The 12,515-nt window shown below is 51.2% G+C and carries 12 protein-coding genes and 1 pseudogene; 5 read left to right on the forward strand and 8 right to left on the reverse strand.

Features of this window, described 5'->3' with window-relative positions; all coding sequences use genetic code 11:
- Positions 1 to 22: 22 nt before the first annotated feature.
- Both AMR42_RS06520 and AMR42_RS06525 read right to left on the reverse strand, forming a co-directional pair.
- Entirely contained in the window at positions 23 to 535 is a 513-nt protein-coding gene (locus AMR42_RS06520; RefSeq protein WP_099532660.1) for a hypothetical protein, read from the reverse strand.
- Positions 536 to 833: 298 nt separating this feature from the next.
- Positions 834 to 1,034 (reverse strand): DUF2811 domain-containing protein, encoded by a 201-nt coding sequence (locus AMR42_RS06525; RefSeq protein WP_099532685.1) that lies wholly within the window; start codon positions 1,032 to 1,034, stop codon positions 834 to 836.
- 429 nt (positions 1,035 to 1,463) lie between these two features.
- Here AMR42_RS06525 and trpB point away from each other — a divergent pair, with 429 nt between their 5' ends.
- The 4 genes from trpB (at position 1,464) to AMR42_RS06550 (ending at position 6,021) form a co-directional block, all read left to right on the forward strand.
- Positions 1,464 to 2,699 (forward strand): tryptophan synthase subunit beta, encoded by a 1,236-nt coding sequence (gene trpB, locus AMR42_RS06535; RefSeq protein WP_099532686.1) that lies wholly within the window; start codon positions 1,464 to 1,466, stop codon positions 2,697 to 2,699.
- 213 nt (positions 2,700 to 2,912) lie between these two features.
- Complete coding sequence (locus tag AMR42_RS06540) at positions 2,913 to 3,593, forward strand: sulfotransferase family protein (RefSeq protein ID WP_099532662.1); 681 nt, start codon at positions 2,913 to 2,915, stop codon at positions 3,591 to 3,593.
- Positions 3,594 to 3,657: 64 nt separating this feature from the next.
- Positions 3,658 to 5,160 (forward strand): 4-alpha-glucanotransferase, encoded by a 1,503-nt coding sequence (gene malQ, locus AMR42_RS06545; RefSeq protein WP_099532663.1) that lies wholly within the window; start codon positions 3,658 to 3,660, stop codon positions 5,158 to 5,160.
- Positions 5,161 to 5,349: 189 nt separating this feature from the next.
- Positions 5,350 to 6,021 (forward strand): hypothetical protein, encoded by a 672-nt coding sequence (locus AMR42_RS06550; RefSeq protein ID WP_199309216.1) that lies wholly within the window; start codon positions 5,350 to 5,352, stop codon positions 6,019 to 6,021.
- 473 nt (positions 6,022 to 6,494) lie between these two features.
- Here the strand turns inward: AMR42_RS06550 and AMR42_RS20280 are convergent, their stop codons facing one another.
- Positions 6,495 to 6,632 carry a hypothetical protein gene (locus AMR42_RS20280; protein ID WP_158234383.1) on the reverse strand — a complete coding sequence of 46 codons (138 nt, stop codon included), beginning with the start codon at positions 6,630 to 6,632 and terminating at the stop codon, positions 6,495 to 6,497.
- Complete coding sequence (locus tag AMR42_RS21355) at positions 6,629 to 6,757, reverse strand: hypothetical protein (protein ID WP_255407531.1); 129 nt, start codon at positions 6,755 to 6,757, stop codon at positions 6,629 to 6,631. Before AMR42_RS21355 ends, AMR42_RS20280 begins: the two co-directional genes overlap by 4 nt.
- A gap of 329 nt (positions 6,758 to 7,086) precedes the next feature.
- On the opposite strand from AMR42_RS21355, the gene AMR42_RS06555 reads away from it, so the two are divergent.
- Positions 7,087 to 9,270, forward strand: coding sequence for a Calx-beta domain-containing protein (locus AMR42_RS06555; protein ID WP_143472964.1), 2,184 nt, complete (start codon positions 7,087 to 7,089; stop codon positions 9,268 to 9,270).
- Positions 9,271 to 9,376: 106 nt separating this feature from the next.
- Here the strand turns inward: AMR42_RS06555 and AMR42_RS20815 are convergent, their stop codons facing one another.
- From AMR42_RS20815 to AMR42_RS06575, 4 genes and pseudogenes are all read right to left on the reverse strand, one after another.
- Entirely contained in the window at positions 9,377 to 9,691 is a 315-nt protein-coding gene (locus AMR42_RS20815) for a hypothetical protein (protein WP_199291354.1), read from the reverse strand.
- Positions 9,692 to 9,814: 123 nt separating this feature from the next.
- Positions 9,815 to 9,928: pseudogene (locus AMR42_RS21360) on the reverse strand (DUF29 family protein); the annotation flags it as partial.
- 27 nt (positions 9,929 to 9,955) lie between these two features.
- Positions 9,956 to 10,957, reverse strand: a complete 1,002-nt coding sequence (locus tag AMR42_RS06570) for a hypothetical protein (protein ID WP_099532667.1) — start codon at positions 10,955 to 10,957, stop codon at positions 9,956 to 9,958.
- Positions 10,958 to 10,978: 21 nt separating this feature from the next.
- The gene (locus tag AMR42_RS06575; RefSeq protein ID WP_099532668.1) at positions 10,979 to 12,454 is read right to left on the reverse strand and encodes an AAA family ATPase; all 1,476 of its coding nucleotides are present in this window, start codon (positions 12,452 to 12,454) and stop codon (positions 10,979 to 10,981) included.
- Positions 12,455 to 12,515 lie beyond the last annotated feature (61 nt).

Genomic DNA, 12,515 nt, shown 5'->3' on the forward strand with positions numbered 1-12,515 from the left:
TTAACTCACCGTTAATTAACTATTAATTCACCAGTTTCTGTTGGGCTTGCCGTTGCTTTTTGCGTTCCACCATGGCCGATAAATGCCGTCGCAACAGAGCGCTACCTTGCAAATTCTGATTTTCTAAATATAAATCTCCCGCCTTCACCAACCGAGGAACTGCTTCATTGTCATTGAGCAAATTGGCCAAGACCAGACCCCAGTTATGGTAAGCCTCCGGCCAATTGGGTGCTAATTCTAGGGCCGTTGCAAATCGCTCACCGGCTGCTCGGTAGTCCCCTTGCGTAAACAACGTTTGTCCTTGATTGAAAGCCGCGATCGCCTTAGGAATTCGATCGCCGTTCTCTGTTGGCAAGGGAACCGCCTCCGTGAACAAAATCGATCGGCTACCCTGTCCGCGATAGGCCCAAATCATAATCCCTAAAGAGCCACCCAACACCGCACCAATTACGCCAAACCAAAGGGCAAAGTCCCCCCACTCCAAGCCCAGGCGATCGAGCAATGGGGAGTCAACCACTGCCGTGAGTGCTGTCATGAGTGTTGTCATCACTGCTGTCATTACCCCGATTATGATCATTGATGGATGAATCTGCTGAATTTAACGAACGGATCTGATTCGTCGGTTCCATAGACCAATTTCTAATCAGTTTAAAACCAATCAGAAACGAATAGAGCCAAGGGATAACTCGATCCTCCCTTGGCTCTGCAATATTGAGTTTCATCTCTGGAGCTTTATCACTGGAGCTTCAACTTTTCAATTGAAGGCTGATTGCGATGGTTAATGCTGTTGCCTTCCTGATCGCCCTAGCGCAGGCCAAGCCGAGCCAAAACCCCTAAGCCGGTTGGCGAAACAGCGTTGATAGATAAACCCGCGACACCCGCCGATCGCTCTCCCCGTTTTGCAACAGAAAAAGCGATAACGCCGCTGCAAACACCCGGTTCAAATCCCAGTCGGGATGCACTTCCAAATAATCCTTAAGGGCTTCGTGGAGTTCTTCAGGAATTTCCGCCACGATGCTAACTGTGCCACTCATCGGCAAAACCCCAGCCACATTGGTAAGCGGCAACATTGTGCGCCAGGCTCCCAGCGATGTCAATGCTGCGAAATATTGCGATCCAGTTCAAAAACTCAGGATTTTTTCTGAATAGCACATATTTTTACTCATTTAATTTACATAAAGTCATGAAAAATCAACTTTTATGAGAAGCCGGGCGATCGCCCAAAACAATCCCCAACTGAACGACAAACCGTATCGTTGGTGACATAGCCTGTGGAAAACTCCGTCATTTCTGTGGAAAACTTGGGGGTCTTCTGTGGAAAACCTGTGGAAAACTTTCCCCCAAGATAAGAATTTTCCCTTTGCAAAATGATTTGCATCCTCAGAAATCCTAACCGGGGGCCTTGGATCGTCAGCCCAGCGCCCAATGCGATAATGGAGGTGTTGAATTCAGCCCAGCTAGTCGTGACCGTAACCCCGCTCCGTTCCGCCACCTTCAATGCCCAAGTGCCCGATGCCCTCGGCCGGTTTGGCCAGTTCGGCGGCAAATACGTTCCCGAAACCCTGATGCCCGCCCTGGCTGAGTTGGAGCGGGCCTACGAGCACTATCGGCACGATCCAGACTTTCAAGCGGAACTGCAAGGGTTGCTTCAGGACTATGTGGGTCGTCCCAGCCCGCTCTACTTTGCCGAGCGACTGACGCAGCACTATGCCCGCCCCGACGGCAGCGGCCCGCAAATTTACCTGAAGCGCGAAGACCTGAACCACACGGGCGCACACAAAATTAACAACGCGATCGCCCAGGCCCTGTTGGCCAAGCGGATGGGCAAACAGCGGATCATCGCCGAAACCGGAGCCGGTCAACACGGCGTGGCCACGGCCACCGTTTGCGCCCGCTTTGGCCTCGACTGCGTGATTTACATGGGCATCCATGACATGGAGCGCCAGGCCCTGAACGTGTTCCGCATGAAACTGATGGGTGCAGAAGTGCGACCCGTGGAAGCGGGAACCGGCACGCTGAAGGATGCCACCTCGGAAGCGATTCGCGACTGGGTGACCAACGTGGAAACCACCCACTACATCCTGGGTTCCGTGGCTGGCCCCCACCCTTACCCAATGATGGTACGCGACTTCCACGCCATTATCGGCGAAGAAACCCGCCAACAGTGCCAAGCCAAGTGGGGCGGACTGCCAGATATTTTGCTGGCCTGCGTCGGCGGTGGCTCCAATGCTATGGGGCTGTTCCATGAGTTCGTGACGGAGCCAACCGTGCGGATGATTGGCGTGGAAGCGGCCGGCGAGGGAGCCGAAACCGAAAAGCACGCGGCTACCTTGACCAAGGGCCGGGTGGGCGTGTTGCATGGGGCCATGAGCTATTTGCTGCAAGATGGCGACGGCCAGGTCATTGAGGCCCACTCAATCAGCGCTGGGTTGGACTATCCCGGTGTGGGCCCGGAACACGCTTACTTGAAGGATGCGGGACGTGCGGAATACTACAGCGTGACGGATCAGGAGGCGTTGGATGCCTTCCAGCGGGTGTCGCGTCTGGAGGGAATTATCCCGGCGCTGGAAACGGCCCACGCCTTTGCCCATCTGGAAAAACTTTGCCCGACCTTGGAAGGTAGCCCCAAAATCGTGATTAATTGTTCGGGCCGGGGCGATAAAGATGTGCAAACGGTGGCTAAGGTGTTGATGCCTTAGGCCTGGTTGGCACTCCCGATCGCTGGGGACGGGAATGGCTGATTTTCTGAGCCACATCTGTAGGGGCGTACCGCTGTACGCCCCTACCTGGATGCCTTCTACTCCCGAGGTTTTGCCCCGAGATTTTGCCCCGAAATTTTGCAAAGGGCGACGGCCAAATCAGGGGAGCATCGCCACCGCCAAAACTGCACGAGGGCGAGAGTTGCAACAACCATGAAAATTTTGGGCGCGGGCCTCAGCAAAACGGGCACTTCTTCACTTCATGCGGCTTTGCAGATTCTGGGGTTGTATGGGCTGCATTTCGATCGCGATCGCCTGAACGAGATCCTCAGCGGCAAGGTCACCCAACCCAATTTCCGCTGCTATGACGATGTGGATGTGGTGACGGATTTGCCCAGCGCCTATTTTTATCGGGAGTTGGCGGCCGCCTATCCCGACAGCAAAATCATCCTGACCGTGCGCGATGTGGATGCCTGGTGGCGCAGTGTGGAATTTCACATCAATCACCGCTTCCCCGTGTCACCTAGCTTGGGGATTCGGGCCCAGCTTGCCCAGCGTTGGCAGCTCGATCGCTGGTTGAGCCATGGGCCTTGGCCGACGGATTGGCAAGTGGGCTGGCAAAACTTTTGGCAAGAAAGCGCATCGCAACAGTTTCGCCGCGACCTGCGCAATTGTGTTTATGGCTCGGCGATCGCCACCGAATTTCTTTATAAGAAGAAGTATCTGGAGCATAACGATCGGGTGATGGCAGAAATTCCGCCCGATCGACTGCTGGTGATGAATATTCCCGCCGGGGATGGTTGGGAAAAACTCTGCCCTTTTTTAGGTGTGCCAATTCCCGATCAACCTTTTCCCCACGCCTACAAAACCGAGCACCAAGCCTACAAACGCTGATCAACAAAAAGCAAGACTGACCCTGTGTTAGAGTCATTCCGACCCGATCCGGATGGTTTAAACAATTCCCATGGCCAGACTCAGCGGAATCTTGCTGCACCCCACTTCGCTCCCCAGTCGCTACGGAGTGGGTGATCTGGGTGATCAGGCCATTGCCTTTTGTGACTGGTTGCAAGCGGGGGCCCAGCGGGTGTGGCAAATGTTGCCCTTGGGGCCGGTGGGTGCTGGCAATTCACCCTATATGAGTTTTTCTGCGATCGCCGGGGAACCGTTGCTGATCAGCCCCGATCGCCTGGTGGAAGCTGGCTGGCTGCCTGCCGCCGCCCTCGAACAATTGCCCGACTTCAATCCCCATCGGGTGGACTTTGCGGCGGTGCGGGCCTACAAAGAGCGCCTGTTTGTCCAAGCCTGGGCTGGGTTCCAAGTTCATGCCACCGTAGAACAACGCACCGCCTTTGAGGAATTTTGCACCGAGCAGGCCACCTGGCTCGAGGATTTTGCCCTGTTCATGACCCTAAAGGCGGAATTTGGCCAAATTGTTTGGAACCGTTGGGATGTGGGATTTGCCCAGCGAGATCCGGCCGTGTTGGCCGCCGCCCGCCAAACCCTGGCCGAGCCGATCGCCCTGCAACGGTTTTTACAATTTGTCTTCTTTGAACAGTGGCAACAACTGAAGACCGCTGCCAACGAACGGGGCGTGCAATTGGTGGGCGATGTGCCCATCTATGTCTCCTTCGACAGCGCCGACGTTTGGGCCAATCGCGAATTGTTTGCTTTGGATCCGGACACCCTGGATCCGGCTCAAATGGCCGGCGTACCCCCGGACTATTTCAGCGCCACGGGGCAACTGTGGGGGAACCCGGTTTATGACTGGGAAACCAACGCCCAAACGGGCTATCACTGGTGGATTAACCGATTCCGCCATTTGTTCACCATGGTGGATTGGGTGCGAATTGACCACTTCCGAGGGTTCGAGTCCTTTTGGGCCGTGCCCCAAGGGGAAGAAACCGCCATCAATGGTGACTGGGTTCCGGGGCCGGGCGCTGCATTTTTTGAAGCGGTGCAGGGGGCCTTGGGCAAGCTGCCGGTGATTGCGGAAGATTTGGGGATTATTACGCCCGAGGTGGAAGCCCTGCGCGATCGCTTCCAATTTCCCGGCATGAAGATTCTGCAATTTGCCTTTGACTCCGGCAGCGGTAACCCCTATTTGCCCCACAATTACCGCAGTCCTAACTATGTGGTTTATACGGGAACCCACGATAATGACACCACGGTGGGTTGGTTTAATGGCCGATCGCCCGAGGAGCAACAGCGCGTAATCCGCTACGCTGGCTATGCGGGCCCCGATGGTATTCAGTGGGATCTCACCCGGATGGCCATGGCCTCGGTGGCCGACTGGGCGATCGTTCCGTTGCAAGACTGCTTGGGCTTTGGCAGCGATTGCCGCATGAATGTGCCCGGCCAGGCCGATAGTAATTGGGAGTGGCGCTGTTTAGAGGGATCCTTTGCCCCTTGGATGGCCGATCGACTCCGGGAGTTGGTGGATTTGTATGGCCGCTGGGGCTAGGGGCAACCTTGCCACGATCGAGCGCCTGATAGTCGTCATCATCAGCCAGGCCACAAAACCAGCCTGAGGACACAAAGGATCAGATTTTGGAGCATAACCCCCACCCGATCGACTCGGGTGTATGAAATCAGGCGATCGCCCCGCATGAGCAGAAACTTTGCCAATCGCCGTCTTGATCTGGCGCGAATCATGCCCGAATCATTCCTTGAAGAATTCGGGCAGAAGGACGCGGGCACAAGACGGTTTTTGCTCAATGCCCTCACCCTATTTGCCGCCATTTCCCCCGAGCAACAACACCAAGCCATCAACGATCTGATTCAGTTTGAAATCATCATTTTGTCCGATCGGTCGCGGGAATTTTTGCGACGACGGGTGCAAGGCTTGCTGAAGCGGTTCTACTTGCAGAAAAATTTGGGCGAAAACGATATTCGTGAATATTACTATCGTTATTACATCCTCACGGGTACGATTCCGGAGCGCCTAACGCCCGATTATCTAAACTTTTTGATGAAGTTCATCGTGGGCATTGAACTCATCATCATGATTTTCTGCATGAGCTTCATGGAGCAGCAGCGCTTCTTTGAACTGCAAGGAAAATATTCCACCCAAGCCCTGTTGTTTTATCACTACATTCGCCCCATCCGCGACAAGTTAGTTCGAGAACGGGTGGTGACGCGGGATCCATCCGGTAATCACTACTATCGGCGGCCCAGCCTCGATCATTCCGAGGTGATGGATTTTGTCTTTGATGTGTTCGATCTCGATCGAATCGTTGCCTTGGGCGAATATGCCGAAAAACTAGCCTTCGAGCGGGACTACATCCACAGCGGCCCCGATGAGCTGGAGTCGGACGGATCCTGAGCGCCATCCCCCTTGCGATCAATGGCTGGCCTATGGCGTAACCGTTGCCCGAACCTTCCCAAATTGCCCTAATCAGCCTGCATCACCCTAATTGTCCTGAGGAACCGGGCCAGCCCTTGGGAACCTGGTGATACTGGTTACGTCCTTAATTGAGGAGCCATCGAAAAATAGCCCATGACCACGATTTACTGAAAAGAATCAAGCTCCTGGGTTCTAATTCCAGTCACTATCAAAGCCTGCTTTTAAAATCAACCCAACCACTGGGTTTTGTTTTCAGTAACTCTTAAAATCAAAAAGCTGACTGAATTAATTAGATAAAATTTCTAAGCTTCAACCACCAGAAAACTATTAATAGAAAACCCTAGCCTCAAGCTGCATTCCCCAGGCATGGGCAGGAGGCTTGGGGGGATTGCGGTTGATGATCCCTAACCGAAGGACGGGATCGATCGGCCATCGATCGCCCATAAATCTCCTCAGTCCTTCAGGATCAATCCGCCTGGGATGCCTTCCTTTTGGCTCGATCGCCCCTTAGGCCCCAACCCCACGCTATTGCTATCCCCAAACAACCCGAGCCGATCGCCCCGATGGGATTGGGCGGATTGAGCGATCACTCCACCCGAGCGTTGGCCAAGACTCGATCGCCATTCAGCCGATCCTGAAAATCCGGTTCCCAACAGTCGCTCCCCAGACGAACCAGACAGGGCGATCGTTCCCGATTATTTTCCAGAAAAATCAAGAATTGCGGGAACTTTTTGAAAACTTTTCAGAACATTTTGTTCCCGCAAAATTCCCCAAAAAAAATTTCCCCACTTCCGGATTCTTTGATCGCTTCCCGAAGGAATAGGCAGCGAACCACAGTTCACCAACCCGCACAGGGAACGCAACAGCAATTCACTTGCACCTCGATAGCGGTTCCGGTTCCACCGGCCCCTAAGCACCCAAGAATGCAGGACTTGCACCAGCGTTTGGGACTCGAACTCGTGACCGCAATGGTTGCGGCTGTTCGTCCGCGCCTCTTCAACTCAACAGCTCACCTTTTGCAACTCAAGTCCACTGGAGGAGTCAATGGCTGTTATTAACGGAACCAACTTTCCCGATGTCATCCCCATTACTGAAACCCAAGCCGCTCTCGACAGCCTGGCCGGGAATGATGTGATCAGCGGTTTGGATAGCAACGACATCATCCGGGGCTATAACGGAGACGATCGCATCCTGGGCGGCAACGACAACGATCGCCTGTTTGGCAACCAAGGCGTAGATACCCTGGAAGGGGAATCCGGCGACGATGAATTGCTCGGCGGTGCTGGCAATGACCTGTTGTTGGGCGGACTCGGCAATGACCTGATGTTCGGCAACATGGACAGCGACCAACTGTATGGCGGCAGCGGCGGCGACGAGCTGTATGGCGGCAAAGGCAACGACCTGCTGTTTGGCGAAGACGGCGACGATGTGTTGTCCGGCGATCTGGGCGCAGACACCATGCGCGGTGGTCAAGGCAACGATACCTTTGTGATCGGTCGCCGCAGCGACAGCTTCTCGGCCCAGACCGGTCAAATTTCCACCGGCGGTTCCACCATCCTGGAAGCCGACGTGATTGAAGACTTCAACCAATTTGGCCAAGACCAAATTCGGCTGATTGGCGGAGTCACCATGTCTGACCTGGAAATCTTTGATGGTTCCGGTCAAACCGCTGGCAGCGCCATCATTCGCGACAAAGGCAACAACCAAATTTTGGCGGTGGTGAAAGGGGTCAGCGCCAACCAACTGATGAACACCCCCGGCACGTTCAGTTCCGATGGTGTGCAACCTGGATCTGTGCCGCCCCAAGGCGCACTGCAATTCTCGGTGGCCAACCTGACCGGCACGGAAGGTTCCCAAGTGGAAGTGACCGTGACGCGGGATGTGAACCAATCGGCGGGTGCGGTTTCTGTGGATGTGGGTGTGTTGGGCGGCACGGCAACGGCCAACGCAGACTACAAAACCTTCAACCAAACCCTGAACTTTGCGCCGGGTCAAATTAGCCAAACCTTCAAGGTGGATCTGATTGACGATGCGCCTTTGGCCGACAGCGGTGAAACGATTCGGATGTTGCTGTCTCGTCCCACGGGCGGCGCAATCTTGGGCAAGCAGGATTCGGCAATCTTGACGATCGTGGACAAGGGCGCAACGGGCGGCGGCGGAACCACTGGCTCTTCCACTTTCCAATTCAGCGGCGCAACCTACACGGCGACGGAAGGCACGGCCACGGTACAAGCGGCCATCAACATCACCCGCACGGGCGACACTTCCCAAGCTGGCTCCGTCACCTTCTCGACCGGTACAGGCGGCACGGCGACGGCTGGCTCGGACTACACGGCGGTTGCAAACCAAGTGGTGAGCTTCGCGGCGGGTGAAACAACCAAAACAGTGAACGTGCCGGTTCTGTCCGATGCGATTACGCCAGAGGCCGATGAGACGGTGAATCTGACTCTGACGGCTCCCACTGGCGGTACGTTGGGCACTCAGGCCACTTCGGTGTTGACGATCAAGGATGTGGCTACTGCAACTACCACAACCCCACCTGGCAGCTCTGCAATTGGCAACACGTTGCAGTTCAACGACCTGAATAATGCAATCACTGTGGATAACAGTTTGGTGTCGCTGTTTCCTGGTGGGATCAACGGTGGCGGTGGCGATGATCAATTCACCTACTCCAACACCGCACCTGCAATTTTGCGGGGTGAAGCAGGGAGTGATCGATTCACTCCGGGCACAGCGCCCGCACCCACTGGAACAGTAACCATCGACGGCGGCGCTGGTAATGACGTGATTACGGGTAGCACAGTTGCTGGCAATAAACTGCTGGGTGGCGCGGGAGATGATCAAATCACGGCTGGAGCAGTAGCAGCCGGTGGAACAACGACTCTGGTTGGTGGGACTGGTCGCGACACGCTCGTTGGTGATAGTGGTACGGATATCTTTGCGTTCCAGGCCAGTGATGCTGTGGATAGCATTGGTGATGCTGATCGAATCAGCGCATTCACGCTGGGCACAGACAAGATTGGCTTGGGTGATGGTTTAGTTGCCACTGCTTTGATTCCCGAGGCTGTTCCTGGTAGCACAACAGGAGAAATTGCCTTGACGTACACATTCCCGACGGCTAGCGGCAATGTGAAGAAATATTTGGCAGTGATTACGCCTGCTGCTGCGGGTACCTTCAGCCCCACAGGAGACACAACTTCGGTTCCTTCCTCAACTTTCACGATTTAGTTGACCCAAAATGGGCTGGGTTACAGCCCATTTTGCGAAGACTGCCAAAAATTTCACTTCTGTTTGGAGGGGCTGGGTCGATCGACCTGGCCCCTTTCTTTGGTCGTTAGCGCGGGGCCTTTGTCCAGCCAGCCGCGATCGCCTCCGCCTCCGAGCAAAACCAGCGTTCCCCTCGCGATAGGTCGATCACGGTGCGCTCATAGTCCCGCATTCCTGGCAGGTGATATAGCCGTCGCCCGGTGTTTTGGCCGTCCGTGGTTTGGGAGATGTTGCCTTTGATCGGGCAGTTGGGATCGGGTGGGGTGGTGGAACGGCTGCTGGGGGCTGATTGGGTGTTGGGTCGCTGTTGGGCCTGGGCCGGTGCGATCGCCGTGGAGCCGATAACCAGGGCGATCGCACCGCCTAAAAGCTGATGAAGCATTGAGATCACCAAGCAACTACTGGACTCTATCTAAACACAGAGTCTCAGCTCAGTTTGTAATTTGAACAAAAAGCTCACAAAGTGTTCTTGTTTAAAATTCAGCGATCAGAATTTGGGGAGTTGAATACTGCGCCGTTGCACCCGAATGCTTGCCAACCAACTGCGACTAAATTTGTTGTTTTGGTATTGCCACTTCAACCAATGCCCAGTCAAAATTGCCAGTCGATCGCGCAACTCCAACAAATTAGCGCGATCGTCATGACATCAACTTCTAGACTGTTCGGCAATAAATTTCAGAATTTCCATAATATGAAAATCCCTCAAAGATTCATGATTTCGTGAAAAATATTCTGCGATATTAAGAGTCAACTGATCACGAATTACTTTTGCATCCAAGGGGTAATCATCACCATCTGTAATTTGATTCCAAGCCAAGTCTTTGACTTTCGTGATCACAAGGACAGCTTTGATTAAAAGCGATCGCCCTTCCTCAGAGTCCAAAGAATGTTGATTAGTGCAAGCCTCAAATCGCTGTTCTAGGATTACTTGCAGCATTCTTGGGTCTAGATCTATCAACTCTTCTGGCGATAAATACCTTTGAATTCGCTGTTTGACAATACCAAAATTCTCTCTGATTCTTGGATCATCACCAATACTATGGATTAAAGTCTGGTAGATGACCTTGAGGTTGAACGGTTGACCAGAGTGCTGCAATTTCGGGAACTTCTCTAGAAATTCATTAAAAACCTCTCTTTCTAGTTCTGGCAAAATGAAGTAAGCTTCTTTATGAATGAGTCCTGTGGTGTAGATTTGATGACCAGATAAATTTAGTTTCTCAAAATCAGAATGATAAATATTTCTATAAATTGACTCAATATCTGGAAATACATATTTGTTAACTGGTTGTCTGCCAAGGTCTAAATCTACCAGAGAGAAAAGCTTATCAGTACTTAAGTTGCTATTGCTCGGATCGAGATTATGAATCTCAAGAAGCTGATGAAATACTTTTATGACACTAGCTTGGCTACCACAATTGAAGAACTGAGGACAATATTCACGTTGTAAATATCTGGGTAAGCATTTTCGGTAGAATTTGGAGTCATCAAATTCCTGTTGCCGATAGCTACCAGGACTCTTTCTAAGTTTGCTGCCGTCGGGAATAGGATCAACTTTACCTTCACAAAGGATCACTGCTCGATTTTTAATGGCACGGCATCTGATAATTGAGTTTGCCAAGTTCCAAACTTGGTCATCATTTAAACTCATAGTCTTGATCAAATCAGTCTGCTAATTTTCCTGGCTATCTTGTCTTTTTGAATTTAGCCGGGGTTCAATTTCATTCACATGGGCGGGCGTAACTGCATTGCACAAATCATAGGAATGAGTTGCCAGGATAAATTGATTATTATCCGACCATTCGAGTAGGTCATGAATAATTGAATATTGCCAATCAGGATGAAAGCCAGCTTCTACTTCATCCATTAGCACAATTGCATCCTTGGTTTCTATATATTTTAACCAAACATAAATGCTAAACTTCTTGATTTCTCCATGACTGAGTTCATGTATTGAAATTCTTTTGTTGGTTTCTTTGAAAACAAATTTGACTGATTCACGATCAAGCACTATTTTTTTGTCAATAAAAAAACGATCAATTTCTTCTTTAAACTTAATCAAAGAATCGCCATAGTCATTAGAAGCCAGTCCATACTCTGTATCTTTTTCGATATAACGATGAACAATTTCCATTAGTTGTCTACTTGAGAAAAGATCATAGGTATAGAAGCTCCCAATATCTCGCCTTGCAGATTCTAATGCCTCAATATAAGCTTCAATTCTTGTATTGCTTTCCACTGCTTGATGCAATATCTCTTCCTTTAAGAAAAGGGCAAATTGCGTCAAGGGAAATGCCAAGTAAATATACTCAGAGATCAGCTTTAAGGTTGATTCACTATCCAAAGTTTTGCAGAACAAAAGGTGTTGATCTGACAATTGAGTAATATATCGATAACCTTTTTTCCCTAGCGCTGCTCGAGCGAGAGCGACTGATTTACTGAAGTTGATATATTGACCAAGTAGCTCACTGAAATCAAACTCAAGATTTTCAAGTTGCTCTAATAATGCTTTTAGAGTTTGCATCATTGAGAGAGAATCTTGCTGGCTGAGGGCATTAAATCGAGAAATCTTCAGGACTAGCCTTCTTGCGTCAAATAATTTTTCTGACCAACTATTCTTATCAAAAAGACTCTGAAGACCTTTAGAAAAGTCTTTGATATCTTGCTCTTGAGGAGAACCAATAAAACTTCCGATGTTTTCTGTTTTTTCAATTAACCCCCTTAATTCCATAATATACCTGTGAATTACCTCTGGACTAATCTCTGTCCCGAAGTCTTGATTTAGTGATTCTCTGGTTTCTTCCAGGGCATAAAAAGAGTCTAGACGTTGGCCAGATATTTTTTGAGATGCGATTATAAAACGAAGATCAACATCTTCATTTTGATGATTGATGATGCAATGAAGAACTTCACGTTCTTGGTCTCCTACATCTCCTAAGTCGAGCCGGAGAATATTTTGAATATAATGATGTTTTGCTGGGTCAGAGGCGCAGCGAAGGAGAATAAAAATAAGTTGTAGTAGGGTGCTTTTGCCACCGCCATTTAAGCTGCCGACTGGAAAAACGGAAGGCGACAGAGACTGATTGAACTCAAGCACTACGTCTTGTAGTCCACGAAAATTTTTAACATGAACTTTTTTTAGAAACATAGTTTTGAATCGGTTAATAGATCAGTAAAAATAGACTGGCGTTGCAAGCTGCTGGAGAGCT

It is taken from the genome of Limnothrix sp. PR1529 (assembly GCF_002742025.1).
In the GTDB taxonomy this organism is placed as follows: domain Bacteria; phylum Cyanobacteriota; class Cyanobacteriia; order CACIAM-69d; family CACIAM-69d; genus CACIAM-69d.